Genomic DNA, 19583 nt, shown 5'->3' with positions numbered 1-19583 from the left:
ACTAATAGCATGTGGCATGATTGATATGAAATTACGATGTAACTAATTGAAAGGGACGATGCTAAATATCGCCCCCTCTTTGTTATTCAGATAATGCTAAAAATAGACTATCGAAATAACTGTCGTTATCTGTACCATGATTGCGCTTACCCGTTAAGATAAACTCAATAAACGCGGTATTTGCAGGTAATGTTAACTGGTCAGATACCGCTTGCCATTGGGCATTTTGATGTGACAAGGTGTCGCTTTGTGATATTTGCACACCCTGCTCATCCAGAATTAACAACTGGATGGATGGTGTATCGTTACCGCTGTAGTTACGCAGCATACCACCAAACGTTGCCACTACATTCCCCTCACTGATTTTGCTTATGCTTTGCACATTCACTTTTTGCGATACGCTGGTGAGCGCAGTTTCACCTTGGCAGATACCACCCACGGCAAAGAATTTACTTCCTTCAAACGGGCTAACAGAGTCACATTGACCTGCACCTAGAGACTCAATTGGACCGTTACCGCTCCAACCATCGGTGCCTGTTTCAGCATTTGGGTTTTGTAATAGATTACTTAGTGGCATGACATCTTGTGTAATGTGATCAACTGGGGCACCAGTTGGGCCTCTATCTGTGATTGCTGGGCAGTTTGCTGCTTGTGTTTCAACTTTTAAGCTCAGTGAGTCAAAGTAACTATCGTTGTCGGTGCCCCCTTTACGCGTGCCCGTGATCACAAAATCAATGTATCGTGTTTGCACGGGAATAACGGTATTGTTTGCAAATTCGCGCCATGAGGAGTTGGCACCGCTCAACTGAGCGCTTTTAGCTAAGGTATTGAGCTGTACATCTTTAAACTCTAGATGAATGGTGGGGATGTCGCTGCCATTAAAATTGCGCATAAACCCACTTGCATGTGCTTTTAATCCTCCTTGGTCAATGAGTGGCGCATACTGTGCAACATCGACGCGTTGATAGGCACTACCAAATACTTGCTCATTGGCGCATACGCCGCCGAGTGCAAAAAAGCGACTGCCACTATATGGCGATACTGCATCACATTGACCGTCGGTTAAGCTTTCAATGGGGCCGTTGCCTTGCCATCCATCAGTGCCTAGCTCTGCACTGGCGTTGTTGAGCAGGTTGTTACTCAAAGGCACGGAGCTGGTGGTTGAAAACGCGACAGGGTGTGACCATTCACTCCAAGCTAGCGCACGGTCGCGCATTCTTACGCGCACGCAATAATTTTGATCCGCTTGTAGATTTTCTAACAGGGTGCGATTGGCCGCCTTATCAGCTCGCGTATCTTGGCCATTCCATAAGTTTTGATGTTGATACCATTGATCAAAAACGGGGGCTGAAAAGTCAGCACATTGTGTGCTTACCTGCCAATGTGCTGCACCGAATAGATCTAGGTCGGCATCGGCAAATAGCGTTGCAGCAGCATTGTTACAGCTGGTGGCGATTTCCCCTGCTTGTGGCCACAGTATTTCAGGTGTATACGGTGAAGTGTTATTGAGCTTGATCTTTAATGTATCGCGTACCACGTTGTTTAAAGGCGTGTTTTCATCGCCTAAAGAAACCCGCTTAATTTCGAAAGAAGGGTCGTCGCCTGCTTGAACGTCAACGACTACAAAGCCGTATTCATCTTGGCTTACTGAAAACTCGGTGTAGTCAGCTTGTGCATATTCGCCAAAGTAATCTAAGTTACCGCCTGCTGAGGCCACATTCACCATGGCATGTTTGTGATCGCGGCTAGTACCACGAGAATAGGCATGGGTATGACCAAAAAAGTGAATACTGGGCTTGTTACACGATGTTGAAAACTGCTCTAGCTTGGCAACAATTTTACCACTGTAGTCGGTTTCGCCCGCTAACCACATTTCTGACTTGTGGGGGTGGTGCATTTGCGCAAACACAAAGTCGATATTGTTATTGTTGCAGGCTTGTGTCAGCACGTCATCAAGCCAGTCAAGTTGCGCGTCAATTCGATAGCTGGTGTTTGTGTCCAGTGATACAACGCGAATGTTTGAATGATCTTGATACCACCAGTGCTCAAGGTAATTTGGTGTGCCATTTTCAGGTAGCTTGAAATAGTTGAAGAAGTAGTTTGAGTCATTCTCATGGTTACCCGGCGCCGGATAGGTCGGTACATGGCGAGCCAATGGCGCAATCGGGGAGAAAAAGGTATTGCGCCAGCTACTGTAATGATTTCCGTTGTCGACCAAGTCACCTGGGATCAAGGTCATATTTAAGCCATCGTGTAGGCTGACGCCAAGCGTGTTTTCTACGTAAGGAATAACCCCTGAACTCACCACGTCACGAAACTTATTCGGGTTTGATGCATCTTGCTGCATATCACTCATAGCCAAAATACGTGACGGTGATTCTTGCGATACAAGCGGGGGTGTTTTGAAGCTATAAATTGCACTCACGGCGTCGTCGGTTTTTACGCGATAGTAATATACCGTGTCCGGGTTTAAGCCTGTTAGTTGCACTTCATGCACTCGGCTAAGCAAATACCCTTTTTTACTTTGCCCTGTACTTTGTTGACCAAGCGACTGGGTTGAACCCCATTCAACAATGCTTTGTTCGCCACCGCTGGTTTCCCAATTAATCCACATACTTGTCGGGGTGGCTGATTGTAAATAGGGGCTAACGTGAAAAGAATGAGCACTTGAATAGTGCGAGTTAAACAAAGTTGCCGCAGACACGCCCGCGACGAATAACGCATACTTCATAAGTTTTCCTTGGTAAGTAAAAAGTGCAGTAGCATCCCTGCCTCAAATGAAGGTATAAAGTATCCAAGGTGAATTTTATGTTACTCACTTTGTGGTTTAATTGAGTAATAGAGGCGCAAATTTAAGGTATGAAAAGACACAATGCTGAGCGTGAACTTGTTTTGCTGGTAACTATTGTAACTGTTTTCCTTTAAGGTACGAATTGTTTAAGGTATAAAAAGCTAGGTTATAAACGAAGTTAATTCTCTAGAGTATAAGACTAACAAGTAGTTTAAGCCGAATTTGTAATTATGAGCTCGGTTGTGTTTTACATATTAGTAAACAACTATTTGCCTCTTGATAAGGCAATTAATTGCCTTTAAAGGACTGAACTAGACAAAGAAATGAAAACGATTTTTGAACACACCCAATCAAATGTGTTGGTGATCCCACAAGCTTTGTATGCTATGAAAGATGTGACAGTGCTTTGTCAGCATCGCAACTCAGGCATTTTTTACAAGAGTCTAGAGGAGGACTTAGTAGACATTGAGTTTTATACAAATATACCTTGTTTCATCTTTGTCGAAAATGGGCGAGAGGTGATCACAAACAGCAACAACAATACGGTCGAGCTGTGTGCGGGATCTGCCATATTTCTTGCTCAAGGGTTAAATCTTCACTCAGATTTTGTCAAAGAAGCGGAATCTCTCAAAGCTTATCTTGTGTTTTTTGATGATGATGTTGTCAATGACTATTTAAGTAAAGTTAAAGGGAATTTGGTCAATCATGAGAGTGATGAGACATTTTTCATACTGAAAAGTGGCGATGAATTTTCAACCTTTTTTAACTCAATTCGAGTTGATATAAAAGACCATGCTTACTTGAATATTAAGCTCCAAGAGTTGCTTCACCTTATCGCTTGGAAAGATGAACAGCATATATTTAACTCTTTGCTGGCCGCAAGGAAAAGAGTTCCTCCAAAACAAAACCTTGCTCGTATACTTGAAACATTTGACGTGCTTCACTTAACTGTTAGCGATTTAGCGCATCTTTCTGGAAGGAGCCTTTCAAGCTTGCATCGTGACTTTAAGGAAAGCTATGAGGCCACACCAAAAAAATGGTTACAAGATAAAAAGCTATCGAAGGCTAAAGACCTATTATTAGATCAGGAGCTTACAGTAACTGAAGTAGCAATCACTATGGGTTATGAAAATGTGTCGGCCTTTATCAAGGCATTTAAGCTTAAATATGGTTTAACACCAAAACAAATAAAACAGCATGAATGACCGAAAATCGTTATTTTTGACAGTCTTTGGGTAGTTTGTCTGTGGTTACTTGGCTAGTCTGAGTTCCAGTTTTTATACCCAAAGGAGAAAAGAAATGAGTGTTAGAGTCACCGTAAACTGTCAAGTAAAACGAGGTCAATTTAACGCCCTACTGCCATTTTTAGAAGACAATTTACCCAGAGTTAGAGGATTTAAAGGGAATGTGCGGGTTACCGTCTTATATGACGAAAAGAATAATGAAATGCTTTTGGATGAACAGTGGTTAACGAAAGAGGGCCATCAGGCATATTTGAGCTTAATAGATGGGAATGGAGTAATGGCTGAACTTGCCTCATTTCTCTGTGCACCGCCTATTATCAAATATTATGACAAGGTCGAAATTTAACAATCAGAGCAAACGTGAAATGCGCTTTTGAATAAAGTGTTGTATTTGAGAAAATTTTCGCCGTGCTCTTGGTTAAACAGTGAGTACGGCGTTTTGTCTATAAGGGGGTGAAGTGATTTTTGACTGGACAGTCATTCAACTTAGTCATTCAACTTAGTCATTCAACTTAGTCATTCAACTTAGTCATTCAACTTACTCAGGTTATGTTGAAATTGCTATATGTTACGCAAAAAGGAGCCAAGCTATGAGGCTTGCGGCAATACAGTAGTAAAGCATAGGCCATAGTGTGTAGCGAATAATTTCTCCCTCCTTACCATTTAGGCCAACCACGCTCGCTGCTGCAACCACATTGACAACCGCTATCATATTACCCGCGTTGGCTCCAAGTATTTGTAGTGCCAGAACTAGTTGCTCGTCTAGCGTGGCTTGTGCTGCCAGAGTTTGTTGAAAAGTAGCAAACATTAAATTTGAGAAGGTGGCAGAGCCTGCAACAAAAGCGCCGAGCGACCCAACAAAAGGCGCAACAAACAGCCAAATATCACCCAGATGCGCAGAAACAAACTCAGCTATCGCTATTGGCATGGCCGGTAAATCGGCAGTATTGATGTCGGAACGTAAGAAGATGCGAACCATAGGCACAGCGGTACACAATGCGATAAATGCGGGAAATAACATAAGTGCACTGTTTTTGACTGACAGTGTGAGTTGATGCAGTTGGCCGCGTTGTAGCCAAATTGCGATGACAGCAGTTAAAACAAATATCGTACCGGGAACATATAATGGTGTAATAGTGACAGAAATGTTGGACTGTAAGATATGTTGCCACTCGATACTAATACTCTCTAGGAGTTGTTTGAGCGGCAGTTCAGGTAAGCGGGTGAGTACTAGCAGTGCCGCAACTAACATATAGGGCATCCAAGCTCTCAACAGGCTTAACTGCGAAAGAGCAATTTCGCGTTCTGCATGGCTACTCACTTTATTACATGGAGGGAGTAAAAAACCTTTTTTCGCAAGCGGGCAGACAATGAGTAAGCCTGCCATACCACCCAAAACAGAGGGGAACTCTGGGCCAAATAACCAAGCAACACAATAAGCTGGTAATGTGAACGCCAATGCGCTGAAGATAGCGAAAGGTGCAATAGCAAAACCGTGTCGCCAGCTTGTTTGTTCATTAAAGAATCGACTGTACAGTAAGACCATGAGTAATGGCAAAAAAGCAGCAACGAAAATATCAATGCTAATTGCAGTGAGTGCAATTTGATTTAATGACTCTTCGGTGATGTTGACTGCACCTTGCCCAATTCCAACAATAACAGGTGTGCCAACGGCACCAAATGATACGGCACAAGAATCAGCTATTAACGCAAGCACAACAGCAGCTAAGGGCGAAAACCCAAGTGCAACTAGCAAAGGTGCTGCAATGGCTGCCGGGGTGCCGAAGCCTGCGGCACCTTCCAAAAAGCTACCAAAAAGCCAAGCAACAATAATGAGCTGGACGCGTTTGTCAGGAGTTACTTGCGAAAACCCTTGCTTAATGACGCTAATACCCCCTGTTTGTTGGAGTACTTTAAGTAGTAACACCGCACCAAATACAATCCACAAAATAGTGAGCGCAATAATCACGCCTTCTATCGAAGCCGCCGCAATTTGCTCTAAAGGCACATGCCAAAATTGATAGGCGGTAACGGCACTTAAAATGAAACTCAGAGGCATAGCGAGTTTTGCAGGCAACCTAAAGAACACCAATAATACAAATACACTGAGAATGGGAACGAGCGTAGTGAGTAGTTGCAGTGAAGTCATAAAGTATCAGCAATCCGTTACATTATGTTTCAAGGTTACCATGGGTATTACATGCTGAATATTTGAATTAGATAGATGTGTTTGATGCGTTGCAAAATTGGTAATGCATTAAATATCTACTTGTAAATACAGACCGCGGCTATTTGAAGCTTAGGTTTAAATGGTTAACGCCTTTTTACTTGCAAAAAGAGCAATGAAGAAGGCAGGCTAAGCGCACCAATTCTTCATGGATTATGTTTCTGGATGGAATATATGGATTTAATTTACGTAGCTATTTTTTCCGCTATTTTTTTGGCTGTTTTTATCTTTGCTTACCAACAAATACAGTCAAGTAGACGCTCAACGTTTATTGCTAATTATAATTTCCCCGAATCTATAAAAAATAAGGTGAGTAAAACCTACCCCCATCTAGGTGCAACAGAGTTGGAGCAAGTTATTAAAGGTTTGAGGGACTACTTTCATTTAAACTCGTTGTCAAAAAAGCAAATGGTTGCAATGCCATCTCAAGTGGTTGATGTCGCTTGGCACGAGTTTATTCTTTTTACCAAGGAGTATTCGTTATTTTGTTCACGAGCATTTGGCCACTTTTTGCACCATACGCCCGCAGAGGCTATGAAATCAACTAACAAGGCTCAATCTAGTATTAAGAAAACATGGCGAATTTCATGTTTTAGAGAACAAATAAACCCGCATGCTCCAAAGCGGTTGCCTTTTATTTTTTCTTTAGATGCCAAATTAAAGATTGAAGATGGTTTTCATTACGAACTAGATTGTATGAAATCAATGACCTCAAAAGAAAAGGCGCGAACCTCTGGTAATGTGCATTGTGGTAGTCATATTGGGTGTGCTTCAGGATGTGCTGGGGGAACTGGGATTGGTGGCTATGGCGATGACGGCGGAGCGGGCGGCTGTACAGGAAGTGGGGGATGTGGTGGTGGTGATTAAAACTCGCTGTGGTATGGGTTTTTCTTGGTAAATAAAAATATGGCGATTTTAAGGTGAAATTTTTGCGTAAAATTGAGCGTTTTTAGCCGAGTATTTTTAAACTCGACTAAAGACAACACAAGGGGTGTTTATTGGCATTTGTTTGCTAAAACGTCAGCTTCAGTTAGATTGAGCTTAGTGCGAGAAATTACCACTTTTTTATCAGCCGAATTAATTGTTAGGCCACCACCGCCAACGGTAATATTACCGCCATATATGATGTATGTGAGTTGATTGTTGTCGTCAATTTCAAAAGCGAGGCTTGGATTTGCATCTTTTAAATTAAAATGGCGTGTGTTTTCATCAAACTCAAAGCGTAAACCATTAAATTGGCTATTTGGAGTTGTTGCAGACGGCTTATCATAACAAGCTTTGTTTTGTCCGAGAGTATCATTTAAGTCATCAAACACTTTGTATTGACCATCTGTTGTAATTAAAACAATGGCCTTGTTGTCACGATAACTCGCATCGTATACACCTGTAATTGCAGCAAACAGGTTGTTATTCTGCGTGGGTGCTGTTGGCGTAGTGGTTGATGTTTGTTGTTCAGAAACATTCGTCTCCGGTAAATTGGAATTAGCACCAGATCCACCTCCACATGCACTAACGAACAAAGACACAGTGAGTGTGAGAATAATATTTTTCATAGGACTATATATCGCGTAACTCAAAAAGGGACGGAATGATATACAGTTATTGCTATTTATGCAGCTATAATGTTGGCAAGCGCATCTACAGTTTCGGTATTTCAAGGCTAATCTCGTTATTGATAAGTGAGTTAACGTGTTAATGTTTAGATTAATCAGTAGTAAGTTTGCGACATTGCTTGGATGAAAAAACTGTTCAAGTTTTGTGTTTTTGAGTGAAGGGTTGGTTGTTATACCGATGAAAGATATTTTAAATAAAGGATTAGCCTCTCTAAAATCAGTGTCATTTAAACTGTCTGATGAGATTTCAGCTGGATACACATTTGTTAGAGAGAAAGTTGATGGACTGCCCATTTTTATGTCATGTGAAAGGTCGGGGAAAGCGAGCCAAACATCATATGATGAAAAGCACTATTTTGTGATCCCATTTCATCTGTCTGAATACAAGTTCGCATTGCATACAATGCGATGTTTGCCGGATGGGGTGCCTGAAGTAAACGATTTACCAAAAAGGCGTGTATTTCATTTTGCCAATGAACATGCTGAAGGCCAACTCAGAGAGTATATGTTAAGGAGTGTTGGTGAAATAGTACGTGAACAGAATAGAGGTAAATTCAATACGCTTGAATCATTGGCCAATGAAATAGACTCTTTAGATAAAAAACTCACCTATGGAATGATTTTTGTTGGCGGACTAGCTGCTTTGGTTAATCCAGCTCTGGGTGCTGGCATTGCAGCAAAAGCGGTATTACCTAGCCTGACTGGGCTTGTTAACAAATATGGATTACGACCAACAGGTGAAAAGCTGGCAGAACGTCAAATTGATAAAGCAATAAAAGAAGCCCAGAGTGATGTGATTAAACAGTTTGAGGAATCAAGTGCGCTTCAACTAATTAATCCAATTTTACAGGAGTTAGAGTTGGCGCTGCGCACAACTGAAAGCGAGCATGATCCTTTGATAGGTTTTAACTTAGCAGATGGTTCTTTACCTGAATTAAATGGCGAGAAATGGCGAGAGTTAACACAAAGGGCAATTTGCCATGTTTACAGGGAAGCCTTTGATGACCCTTTGTTGCACAAACAAGCCGGTCTTGGCCCAGAAGATATACGGTGGTTGAAAGTTATGTTCGAGGGAACACATCACAACTAGGATAAAATGGATTGCTTGCAATACTTCGTCCACAAGCATATTCATACGTATCGAAAGATACCAAAATGGTGGCGAGTTGATACCAACAACTAACATTGTACTTTCTTGAGGTCGAAAACAGCGCAGTTGTGTTTCGCTCAAAGTGGTTTAAATTAGAGGGCAACGTTACCTATATTTGCGCTGGGCATTCGCTACAAACCAAGGAATGAATATGAGAAAGTTAATACTTGTTTTTTTGGCGCTGTGTTTATCTGGTTGTGCCAATATCCCGCTTTCAACCATATTAGAGTATCGCAACTTTAACGAGCAAAGTTTCGCGGCTATAGACCCATCTGTAATTCGTTCAAAAATACTTCTATCTAAGCCTTACGCATTGGATTTAGAAAAAATTAAGCTGTCAATTGGTATAGAAGACGAGCAGCGGATGAGGAGCTTCACCTTTCCACTTGTTCTTGAAAACGAAAGTAAACTTGCAGCGCAACAAGGTTTCTTTTCATTACAGCCTGCAAGAACGCAATACACGTTCAGGCTATCTGATATTGCCATTCAAAACTTTGTGCAAGCGCAAAAACTATTTTCTAACGGCATCAAGAGACAGGCATCTTTTTCAGTTGGCGCGGGTTTCAAAGAGCCGCCAAAAGCAGCTGGTTTTGCCTATATTTCAGTTTTACTCAAGCTGCGCAGTGGACAAAGTTTTTTTTCGTTGATTGATAATGCCGAACTAGATTTAAGTAAAGGCAGCTAGTTACCATGTTAAGTTATTGCATGATGTTTGTGTTTTGAACGGAAAATGTTTAGATAGTGTGTATTTTACATTTTTATAAAATGTCATTATAAATTAACGAATCATGAATGGTACTAAGCATAGAATAGGGTGAGTCCATTTAACTAAAAAGATAAGGAAACGTATGAAAAAGCTCACTCTTTTATCTACCTTACTGTTTGCATTTGGCGCACATGCCACAAGCGTAGATAGAGGCAAAATTACCGAAATTTATACTGATAATGTAGGCCATGTAGGCATTAAAATTAACACTGGCTTTGTTAATGCAGAGCAAAATGGCGAGTGTGTAGGTTATAATGGCTGGGTTGGGCTATATGATCCACACCCAAATTTACTGAGCACGATATATCAGGCTCATAAAACGAATGCAGACGTTATGGTTGTTACTGAGGGGTGTGAAGGTCCAACATGGATTAAACTCCGTTCTATTTTTCTTAAAACACCTGCTAACTAGGCTGTTGTAAAATTATTCAGTTGATTAAAATAGCAGAGTATATTCTTTGCTATTTTTCTTAACAGCTTCATTATTTCATTTTGATTGGTGGGCGCAGTTTTCTTTGAAAGACAAACCTCTGAAAGACAAACACATTCTTTCGTTTGTTATCTAGGGTTGTTGTTTGCGATATTGTCTACGCCATGCACCTGGGGTCAAATGATGGGCCTTTCTAAATTGGCGAATAAAATGGGTGACATCAGTCCAGCCAAGATGACTAGCTATGTTTTCTATAGTGTCATCAGTGGTTTGAAGCCTATCAGTGGCTACTTTGAGGCGGTGTTTTATTATCCATTGTCCCACCGTAAACCCTGTTGACTCTTTCATTTTTGTCGTTAGGTGTGCTGGGCTAAGGTGCACGGCTTGTGCAACGTCTTTTAAACTAATGCCTTCACAGCAATGACGCTCAATAAACTGCATGGCTTTATTCACTCTAGTCTGTTGTCCTAAGTGTGTTTTGTTAAGGTTAAATGTTGCAGTGGCTTCACTCATGATCAGGTTGATTAAACTGCTCAGCACAATGTCAGTGTTGGATGTTTGGCTTACACGTTCAATTTCTTTAAATAGAGTAATGAGGTAGGGCAATCGCGTAGTGTCTACTTGAACGATAGGTAAAGCGCCTTGTCTTATTTTCCGAAACGGTAAAAATAACGTACTGAGTTCGCCTTGTTGTTCATTGGCAATACTAAAACTAAGCCAATGAACCGACATTGCTTTGCCTTTAAGTAGTGCATGTGGAAAACCTGATGGCACCAAGGTGAGTGTGCCTGGCGTGATTTGAATATTGCTATTGCCTTTTAATGTTACATAACCTCGCAGCATTAAAGTTATAACGTATTCTTCATGTGCATGATGTGCTTCACTGTCTAGTTCATCAACTTCTAGATATCCCGCGTTTACGTTTAAATATTGAGTCAAAATAACATACTAAAAATAAGCCGATTTAATACAAAGATTAGCACTAAAAAGCTTTCTTTAACTAGGTGAAAATAGTCCTATATTAACGAAAGAGGACTAATGTGATGAGTCATTGGAATAAAGAGCAGGCGCTGACATACGATCAACAATGGGGAGAGCTGGCTTTTCACCGCCAAATACCTACTTTGGCGAGGGTGTCGGAAAATCAGACCATTGTTGAGATTGGGTGTGGGGGAGGTTATTTAAGTTTGTGTTTGGCACAGGCAGCTGATGGAGTCTCGGTGCTGGCTTTGGACCCAACTGAGCAAATGATAGCACTGGCTAATCAACGCAGGCTGCAAGCAGGGTTGAGCGCACAGCAAGTCGAGTTCTTGCAATCGGGGGCAGAAGCGTTAAATGTTGCTCATTCATCTGTCGATTTGGTTATAGCGGCTTTTTCTCTGCATCATTGGAATGATGCTGACTTAGCAATGTCGCTTATTTTCAATAGCTTAAAACCAGGAGCAAGAATTTGGTTATGTGAAGATATGAATACGCCGAATGAGGGGGCGCTTGAGGTAAATAAAAACTTAAAAGCTTACGCGGGCATTCAGCAACTGCTAGAAAAGTTTACTTTTAGTCGTATTGAAAAGCGTATGTACACGACATCAGAAGGCGAGTTTTTAATCGTTGAAGCGGTTAAGCCCATGTAATGCCTGCGAGTTACATACGTGATGTATTGCTTAGGGTTTTCCAGGTAACAGAATAGTGTTACCTTTATGAAAAATAAAAGTTTATGTTAGGAGTGCTATGCACTCTTTCTATCGATATTGAGCCAATAGCGGATTCATATTGGCTGGACAGTTATTCAACTTATCTGATCAGGTACGTTCTTTTACACAGGGAGTTAGGTGTTGTTTGAGTTTATTGCTAAATTTTCAGGGGTTTTCGCAACCATTTGGATCACCTTGGGTGTATACATAGCGGCAAAGTTTTACCCTAATTATGATCATGTAAATCAATTTTGTAGTGAATTGGCGGCGGCGGGCAGCCCAACCGAGAAAATATCCCCACTCATAAATAACTATCCTTTGGGCTTTATATTCTGCCTCTTTGGCTGGACAGTCATTCAACTGAATAACTCAAATATCGCGCTCATGGTCGCAGGTGGTTTGATCATTACCCATGGTGTGGGGACTTGGCTTGCTGGCTACTTCCCGATGGATAAAGACCCCTATACGCAATCACCTACAATGCATTGTCAAGTCCATTCTTGGTCCGGTTTTGTGATGTTATTGTCACTGTTAATTGCCCCTGGAGTTGTTGCTTTGAGCCCCGAATCAATCTATGTGCCTTTTTGGTTTAGAGTCGCTTCAATCGTGACGGTTGTGGTGGCTATTTACTATCTTGCAAAGCTAGCTAACGCTTTTAAAAGAAAACAGCGGGCGGGCTTGTATCAACGTATTTCTTATTGGGTTCAATTAATATGGTTAAGTATTTTTTCATTAATAATTGGGTTGGTAGGTGCAAGTTAGCTCACTATAGCAAGGGGATTTGTGCGTATTGTTAAACTGAGTATCCTAGTTTGTTTAATCGCGTTTTTGGTTGCCTTTTTGTTTTTTAAAAAGGAAGCTATTGCCTGCGAAGTGGCCCCTTTTAGTCATTTTGAGCAGATACAGCCAAATGTATATGTTGACTCAAGCCTAACAAATACACAACGTACTTCGTTGATCAACAAAATTAATCACGCTTATCAACGAGTACATCATGTTTATGGCGAAACGAGTTCTCCCTCTCGCATTATTGCGACGAACGATACAGAGTATAAGAGATTTGGCCTCAATCTGACGGGGATGCAGAACTCTGGCTTTTTCACCGAGTGCATTTTCTTGGGCCCAAAAGGGATGAATGTGGATGTGATTGCCCATGAGCTAGTGCATGCAGAAGTCAGATATAGAACAAATCTGTTTGTTGAATACACGCAACTGCCCGCTTGGTTTATTGAAGGTACGGGAATTAAAGTCGATTATCGAGCGCCTTTTTTAATCGAGAATATCGAAGTGTCACACGAAGAAGTGGCGCAGATCAAATCGGTGTTTTTTCTGCGTGACTTTTCTAACACCAGTATTCGATCGTATCAAGCAGCAAGAGTTGCTATAGAGGCGCTAGACCCAAAAACGCTTTACTCTGGTTTGGCGCGTTTAAACAATGGTGAAAAATTTGAAGACGTTTTTGGGCTACCGTCTAACGAGTTTCGGCTAAAGTAAGCTGAATATAGGATTAGAATGTGAGCATAGAGCAGGATATTTTAAGATGGGATGGTAAGTCGTCATCGGACATTGCCAGCATCTACAGTCGTTATTGTAATGATGATGCATTGCCTAGCATGCTTGTTGCACTATCCCAAAAACCGACACTGTTAAAAGGCACAACTTGGCTAATAAAGCGTTATTTGGAAGACGGCAAGACATTGGCGCTGAGTGATGTTGCAGTGTTATTTCAACAGCTCCCTGAAATACGGCATTGGGAAGCAAAACTGCATATTTTACAATCGTTACCCTTTTTGACGATAGGGAAATCCGAGCAAAGCGTCGTTGAGTCATTCATTCGAACATGCATTACCGATAACAACAAGTTTGTGAGAGCGTGGGCTTATAGCGGTTTGTATGAGTTGGCTTGCCAGTATCCTGAATATAAACCTGAAGTCGTGCAATTTTTTGAAATGGCTCTCGCAGATGAAGCTGCATCAGTAAAAGCAAGAATTCGAAAAATTATCAAAGCGGGCTTTTAGCGAACAACATGTATCATTTTAATCATATATGTTGTTCGCTCAGAGCGTTGGTAAACAGAGTAAGGAAATCGATTTATGTTGTTATTAAAACCCAACTGCGAATGTTGCGATAAAGACTTAAAACCAGACTCAACAGAAGCGATGATCTGCAGTTATGAATGCACATTTTGTGTTGCTTGTGTCGATACCATTTTGCACAATGTGTGTCCCAATTGCGGCGGCGGGTTTGCTTTGAGGCCAGTTAGACCTAAGGTTGCCAGGCGAGCGGGAGTCAGTCTTAAACATCAACCCGAATCAACAGACAGAGTAAACACCAAATATTCGCGAGAAGAAATAAATGCTTTTTCAACTGAGTTTAAGCATATCAAACCTGAAGAAAGATAAAATAAACCTACCGTAACGGCATTCTTTACATGGTTATGCACACCGCTCGAAGGAATCTACATAATAAGTATGCTTCTGAAATTAGTCGGATCGTCTTCTGATATCACTCGGTCACTTCATACAAATGAGGTACATTTACTCTCAATAGATTACGTGAGAAAATAGGTACAAATTACCCGTTTGATGAGTAGTTTTTTACTTTTAGGGTATTAATCATTTCTACGGCACTAATTTTCAAGGCACTAATTCTCAAGGCACGAGAAGGTGCACGCTACATTCAAAAATAGGAATAAATGAAAAACACGACACTTGCAGCAGCCTTACTATCGTTTTCTGCTTTTACTCACGCTCACTCAAATATAGTCACTGAATTATTAATGGGCCAATCTCACAATAGGCTTGAAATAATTGATAATGATGACTTGGCACGAGATCATAACACTTCATTCAATGCATACTCTTACGGTTTGAGGTTGGGGTGGACATTGACCGACAGTGTCAGTATTGAACTGTCTACGCATCACTCTAAAGAAGCGACGTTTGAACACACTATTTCAGTCCATCAATCAGACCCTTTTTCACTTCCAGGCCGTTTCCCTGAAGGGGAACTTAAGACTTATCAGTTCAAGTCTGCCGTCGAGTTGCAATCACTCAGGCTAGGCGTCAAAGGTAAAATGGCATTGTTGCCTAGTCTGTCTGCCACTGGACGCTTGGGTATCGCACAGTGGAAATATAACAGTGCGACCCCTGCGAAAATTACAGATATATCAGAATCTAATCGTGATGATGGAGCCCGTGGCTATGATGGTTATGCAGCTTTGGGGCTCGAGTATAAAGTCACTGACAACTGGCATGTAGGCATTGAGTACTCACTGCTTTTAATCAATGAGTCAAAAGCTTATAAGTATTCAGCAGGCTCAACTTATAAGCACAATGTACATGATTTATCTGCAGTGGTGGGGTGGACGTTCTAATCGTTCTTATTACCTGCCAGCGTTTCAAACGCAACTTTGAGTGACAGCATTGTTTAATGCCGTCTATGCAAGCTGTCACTTTACCACTTAACTTACTTGTGCGTAGTAAAGCGCCTTGTGGTTTAAATACTGGGCCCAAACGTTTTCCATTTGCTGTTGATATTGCTTGGCGGTTTGGGTGCTTTTTAGGCCGTTTTGGATCAGTAAGTCGCACAGTTGCATGGCGCTGGCCATGGCGTTAAACATGCCTTGTGATGAGAGTGGGTCAAAGCTCATGGCGGCATCACCAATGGCAAACCACTGCGGGCCATAAAAACGCTCCAGCCGTGACGTATTGGCGGCAACGATGCCGTGCAGTTGTGCACTATTGGGGATCAACTGCGCTATTAAAGTGCCAAAGCCGTTCACTTGTTTAGCTTGTTCTAAAAACCAATCTATTTCTTGGCTGTCGCGCTTTTGTATGTGTTCAGGGTCGAGTTGCCACGAGATAACGCGTGTTTGCATGCCTTGCTTGGTTGGCTTGCTTTTGTAAGGGACGGGCGCACTGTACCACCAGCCGTTGTCTTTATCGCTACTAACTTTACTACTACTAATAATGGCCATGTTTTTGGATAGCTTAAATTGCCCGGTCAGCCAAATAGACATGAGTTTGTCCAGCTGCTTTCTTTTTACTTTTTGCTTGCGGGCAAATACACAGTGCCGGCCGCTGGCATCAATAACCATATCGGCGCTTAATCGTTTAAACTGTGCCTGTTCAAGTTCTAAGTGCCACTTTTGGCCGCTAAATTCACACTCACTGAGCTTGGCAGGCCATAGGCATTGCACGCCTTGTAAGTGTGCTTGTTCACGCAGTTGCTGTTCAAAATAGGGTCTGTCTAAATGCCACCCTAATCCGTCGGGGTTACTTAAGTTATCCATCAAGGTTGGCTGTGTGCTGCCCCAGTACGAAAGCATTCCTTGGCCCACAAGGTGCGCGCCTTCATCTAACAAGTGCTCAATTTCAAGTAGTTTTAAAATACGCCGAGCGGCAGGGGGTAAGCATTCGCCCACTTTTTCAGGTGGCTTTGCTTGCGAGTCAATCAGTGTGACATGATAATGCTTTGCCAAGGCAAGGGCTGCGATGCAGCCCCCGATCCCAGCGCCGATGATCACCACTTGCGTTTGCTCGGCGTGCATACCTTTAGTCCTCGTAGCGGTTAGCTTTGTCGGTACGGCTCAAGTCTGTGCGGCTTCGCGTGCTATCAAGATCGGCACGTTTTTGCAATTTGAGCGGCGCATTGTCGGTATGGCTTGGTGGTGTCATACCCACCTGCATGGTGGTTGGAAAGCCCGTTACCCCCTTTTCAGTTTGTTCAAGCACAATAGCAAGCTGGCCAAACCCGGTCACCATCGAGTTAATTTGTGCTTCATAGTCAGTTGAAGGACCAATTGGTAAATCGTCTAGCCAAAACTCACGCTCATTGAAAGCGGCTTGGCGCTGCTCGGGAGAGTTCGTTTCGTTAATAACGATTTTGTAGTTTTCTTGGTTCAACATGTTGTTTGGCACGCGTGCAGGCCAAAAAGTGGGTAAATAAGGGTCGTATGCTGCGTTGTAACCATCGCGACAACTTGCTGTGTCGGTTTGCCATGGAATAGCCATCCAACGGGTGATCCCACCGGCGACTTGACCACTTAACAATGGACCGTCTGGTTGACGGGTAATTTCAGGGGTCATGACTGGGCCATAGTTGATACCGTGGGTTGGCGCGGTGTTATCAGCATGATGTAAACGATAGGCTTCGCTGTACATGCCCGCTGTACGCATGGGCCAAGTCATCTCGCAACCTGGGTGAAATGCATCCGCTAAACAAAACTCCATGGCCGCTCGGGTCAGCATGTCAGGCTGCTCGCTCACTGGCACATCGCTAATTTTTTCAGGTGCTTTGTAAGTTGGGCTGTAGTCGGCAATAAAATCACCCTCAACCCATTGGGCTAGCGCATTGAGCTGTAATCGAGTCAGTGATGAAAATTGTCTTGGTGAGTTGTTGGCGTTGATGCTCATAGCATCGCCATATATCCATGGCCATTGCTGAGCTGAAAGTGAACTGGGCTCTGGGTTCCAAGCTGTCACATTGCTTGGATCACCATCCACTGAGAACTCGGTGTCTAAACGCCTAAAGTTGTGGTACAGCGTGCGGCGTCGTTCTTGCCAAATGGGCGATGGATCAGAGAGTTTTTTAAGCCATTGCTCGCTGGTAAAATCAAATGGGCTATCCCAGCCAAAGCCAGCGACAAATCCTGCATTTACCCATTGTAAATCGGTCATACGTTGGAAAATGGGCAAAATATCATGGGTAAAAGACGGTTTACCCGGCTTTGGTAGCATACCTGCCGTCACGGCCACATCACGCATTAAGTCCCACATGGTGCGTACTGACTTTTGCTGTGGTGCATAATCCGGTGGCGCGCAAATAACCCAAGCGGGTTTCACTGGCAGGTCTTGGTCATTAAACTTAACTTGTGCGTTGATTGGGCCGTCGGAGGTATCATCATACCACCCTTCGTTGTTACCAAAAGTTACCGCTGGCTCACCTTTTAAGTTTTCAGACTTACCGTGCCCGCCTAGCATCATTAAGCGGCCTTGGTTGTCGGTGCGCATTTCACCTAAATATACTTCTTTACCTTCAAACTTGCCGACAAACTTAGTGTTGCATCCATCTTGGCTAATACCGCTCAGTTGATGCTCACCGCCGTCAATGAGTAGCGTGCTTCTGTCTGGTGTTTTTTTATTACGCAGGTACGAAGGCGGTGCCTTAGCGGCTTCGGGAATATCCAGCGCCAGCTGAAACTCATACCAAGAGGCTTTTTGGTTGGCCAGTCGTGCTTGCCAAGTGATGGTGGCGTTGTCTGTCGTAAGTTCTTGTACCACTTGCCCTTGGCTATTTAATCCGTATACGCGAAATAACGCGGCTTGGCGCTTAATTGCGCCTGTGCTATCACGATAAAAGTCTTCGCTTTGTGCTGGTGGGTTGTTCACCTCTGGGCCAATAAAATAGCCTTGTTCACTGTTACCCACACGCATCACGCCAATGGGTGGATAAATCGCAGCACTTACAATGGTTGTATCTGAAACTGTTTGAGTCATTTCCAATATTCCTTGACTTTAACTTGCTTATATTCGCCCACTTAACGCTCTATGAGCGTGGCAAAAACAGCAAAATTGGATGGGGCGAGCATTGATGCTCGACGAATAAGTGTATGCACTATCTTAAAAATCGCCAATTACGCGGGGTTACATTTGTGGAGGTTTTGGAGGGGGTTGAAGTGGGGAGTAACTAGCTTGGAGGTTGATTTTCCAAGGGGATGATTGCGAGCAAAGGTACGTACTTGTCTTATACGGTGTGTTGATTTTCTGTAATAAAAGTTAATGTTTTGTCGTGGTAAGGTGTGGTGAAAAGAGCATTAACGAGAATCCAAGCTAGCCGATTAAATGCATTTGCTTGTTCGTGTAGCAAGTATTTATAAATGGAGAATATTATGTGTAAGAGTCAAGAAACAAGCGGTTCTTTGAGAGAAGAGCAAGAAAAGAGCGTTTTAAAGTTATTAAGTGATGATCTTGCTAGCCATCGGGAGCATGTGGATAAACTTTATTCTAGGGCATTAACGTTATTTGTTTTAGTTATTTTAGCTTTAGGTGCTATGTTTGCAGCGGGTACACAATTTTTAGTTGGCAATAAATTGGATGCAGAAAGGTTCGAATATACATATGGGGTTAAGAAAGAAATATCAACAATAGTAGACAAAGTTACAAAAAGTTATGTAAATGAAACGAGAGAAAAAATTAAAAAACAGGCTGAGGTTATTTTGCAAACTGAGATTGATAAGGCCAGTAATGGGTTAGATGCTAAATTCAGAAACAAACTTCAAGAATCTATAGATAAGGGGATTAGAAACCTCCAAGAAAGTAAAGAGCTTGAGAGAATTCTTAAATCTACATTAGAACAGCCCCGCAACTGGAAACAAATTCAAGTTAATGGAGTCTGCTTTGAACCTAAAAGAGCTGTCAGATGTGCTGTAGAGTTTGGTAGTGTTGCGCAAGATAATTTTATCTTAATTGAAGGGCAAGGCAGTTGTAAAAGTCATGGATACTTTCCTTCTAGAGAAACACTAATATTGGCTGAAGCACCGTGTTCTAAAATTGGTAAAGGATAATGCACGAGGGCGCTCAGAATTCTGTGTCAGCCTAAAAAATTAAATATCTAGTGCGCCATCCAGCCGACCTTCGAAGTGGATGGCGAACTGCGACAGTGCCAAGT

General features: G+C 42.4%; 19 protein-coding genes. 13 read left to right on the top strand and 6 right to left on the bottom strand.

Going from position 1 to position 19583, the window contains the following annotated elements:
* Positions 1-82: 82 nt before the first annotated feature.
* Positions 83-2731: a purple acid phosphatase family protein gene (locus ACW689_RS04070; RefSeq protein ID WP_476288628.1), complete on the bottom strand. Its 2649-nt coding sequence runs from the start codon at positions 2729-2731 to the stop codon at positions 83-85.
* Between the two features lie 383 nt (positions 2732-3114).
* On the opposite strand from ACW689_RS04070, the gene ACW689_RS04065 reads away from it, so the two are divergent.
* Both ACW689_RS04065 and ACW689_RS04060 read left to right on the top strand, forming a co-directional pair.
* Positions 3115-3996, top strand: a complete 882-nt coding sequence (locus tag ACW689_RS04065) for a helix-turn-helix domain-containing protein (RefSeq protein ID WP_476288627.1) — start codon at positions 3115-3117, stop codon at positions 3994-3996.
* 94 nt (positions 3997-4090) lie between these two features.
* The gene (locus ACW689_RS04060) at positions 4091-4381 is read left to right on the top strand and encodes a putative quinol monooxygenase (RefSeq protein ID WP_476288626.1); all 291 of its coding nucleotides are present in this window, start codon (positions 4091-4093) and stop codon (positions 4379-4381) included.
* A 222-nt stretch (positions 4382-4603) separates the two neighbouring features.
* Here ACW689_RS04060 and ACW689_RS04055 read toward each other — a convergent pair whose 3' ends face one another.
* On the bottom strand, positions 4604-6184 hold the full coding sequence (locus ACW689_RS04055) for an L-lactate permease (protein ID WP_476288625.1): 1581 nt from the start codon (positions 6182-6184) through the stop codon (positions 4604-4606).
* A gap of 243 nt (positions 6185-6427) precedes the next feature.
* On the opposite strand from ACW689_RS04055, the gene ACW689_RS04050 reads away from it, so the two are divergent.
* Entirely contained in the window at positions 6428-7129 is a 702-nt protein-coding gene (locus ACW689_RS04050) for a glycine-rich domain-containing protein (protein WP_476288624.1), read from the top strand.
* A 128-nt stretch (positions 7130-7257) separates the two neighbouring features.
* Here ACW689_RS04050 and ACW689_RS04045 read toward each other — a convergent pair whose 3' ends face one another.
* The gene (locus ACW689_RS04045; RefSeq protein ID WP_476288623.1) at positions 7258-7815 is read right to left on the bottom strand and encodes a hypothetical protein; all 558 of its coding nucleotides are present in this window, start codon (positions 7813-7815) and stop codon (positions 7258-7260) included.
* Positions 7816-8053: 238 nt separating this feature from the next.
* Between ACW689_RS04045 and ACW689_RS04040 the strand changes: the two genes are divergently transcribed.
* From ACW689_RS04040 to ACW689_RS04030, 3 genes are all read left to right on the top strand, one after another.
* Positions 8054-8965: a hypothetical protein gene (locus ACW689_RS04040; protein ID WP_476288622.1), complete on the top strand. Its 912-nt coding sequence runs from the start codon at positions 8054-8056 to the stop codon at positions 8963-8965.
* A gap of 211 nt (positions 8966-9176) precedes the next feature.
* Positions 9177-9710, top strand: coding sequence for a hypothetical protein (locus tag ACW689_RS04035; protein ID WP_476288621.1), 534 nt, complete (start codon positions 9177-9179; stop codon positions 9708-9710).
* 163 nt (positions 9711-9873) lie between these two features.
* A complete protein-coding gene (locus ACW689_RS04030; protein WP_476288620.1) occupies positions 9874-10203 on the top strand; it encodes a hypothetical protein in 330 nt (109 codons plus the stop codon).
* A 150-nt stretch (positions 10204-10353) separates the two neighbouring features.
* Here the strand turns inward: ACW689_RS04030 and ACW689_RS04025 are convergent, their stop codons facing one another.
* The gene (locus ACW689_RS04025; RefSeq protein WP_476288619.1) at positions 10354-11160 is read right to left on the bottom strand and encodes a helix-turn-helix domain-containing protein; all 807 of its coding nucleotides are present in this window, start codon (positions 11158-11160) and stop codon (positions 10354-10356) included.
* 104 nt (positions 11161-11264) lie between these two features.
* Between ACW689_RS04025 and ACW689_RS04020 the strand changes: the two genes are divergently transcribed.
* The 6 genes from ACW689_RS04020 (at position 11265) to ACW689_RS03995 (ending at position 15288) form a co-directional block, all read left to right on the top strand.
* Positions 11265-11852, top strand: coding sequence for a class I SAM-dependent methyltransferase (locus ACW689_RS04020; protein ID WP_476288618.1), 588 nt, complete (start codon positions 11265-11267; stop codon positions 11850-11852).
* Positions 11853-12053: 201 nt separating this feature from the next.
* Positions 12054-12674, top strand: a complete 621-nt coding sequence (locus ACW689_RS04015) for a DUF998 domain-containing protein (protein WP_476288995.1) — start codon at positions 12054-12056, stop codon at positions 12672-12674.
* Positions 12675-12695: 21 nt separating this feature from the next.
* Positions 12696-13406, top strand: coding sequence for a hypothetical protein (locus ACW689_RS04010; protein ID WP_476288617.1), 711 nt, complete (start codon positions 12696-12698; stop codon positions 13404-13406).
* A 20-nt stretch (positions 13407-13426) separates the two neighbouring features.
* A complete protein-coding gene (locus ACW689_RS04005; RefSeq protein WP_476288616.1) occupies positions 13427-13930 on the top strand; it encodes a hypothetical protein in 504 nt (167 codons plus the stop codon).
* Positions 13931-14005: 75 nt separating this feature from the next.
* Positions 14006-14314, top strand: coding sequence for a DUF1272 domain-containing protein (locus ACW689_RS04000; protein ID WP_476288615.1), 309 nt, complete (start codon positions 14006-14008; stop codon positions 14312-14314).
* A gap of 293 nt (positions 14315-14607) precedes the next feature.
* Entirely contained in the window at positions 14608-15288 is a 681-nt protein-coding gene (locus ACW689_RS03995; protein WP_476288614.1) for an outer membrane beta-barrel protein, read from the top strand.
* Positions 15289-15375: 87 nt separating this feature from the next.
* On the opposite strand, the gene ACW689_RS03990 is transcribed toward ACW689_RS03995, so the two are convergent.
* The gene (locus ACW689_RS03990; RefSeq protein WP_476288613.1) at positions 15376-16464 is read right to left on the bottom strand and encodes an NAD(P)/FAD-dependent oxidoreductase; all 1089 of its coding nucleotides are present in this window, start codon (positions 16462-16464) and stop codon (positions 15376-15378) included.
* A 4-nt stretch (positions 16465-16468) separates the two neighbouring features.
* Entirely contained in the window at positions 16469-18412 is a 1944-nt protein-coding gene (locus ACW689_RS03985; RefSeq protein WP_476288612.1) for a LodA/GoxA family CTQ-dependent oxidase, read from the bottom strand.
* Between the two features lie 392 nt (positions 18413-18804).
* On the opposite strand from ACW689_RS03985, the gene ACW689_RS03980 reads away from it, so the two are divergent.
* Complete coding sequence (locus ACW689_RS03980; RefSeq protein ID WP_476288611.1) at positions 18805-19479, top strand: hypothetical protein; 675 nt, start codon at positions 18805-18807, stop codon at positions 19477-19479.
* The last annotated feature ends 104 nt before the right edge of the window (positions 19480-19583 follow it).

The organism is Pseudoalteromonas sp. ABE4_541 (genome assembly GCF_056312285.1).
This window is presented reverse-complemented; position numbering and strand designations above follow the sequence as displayed.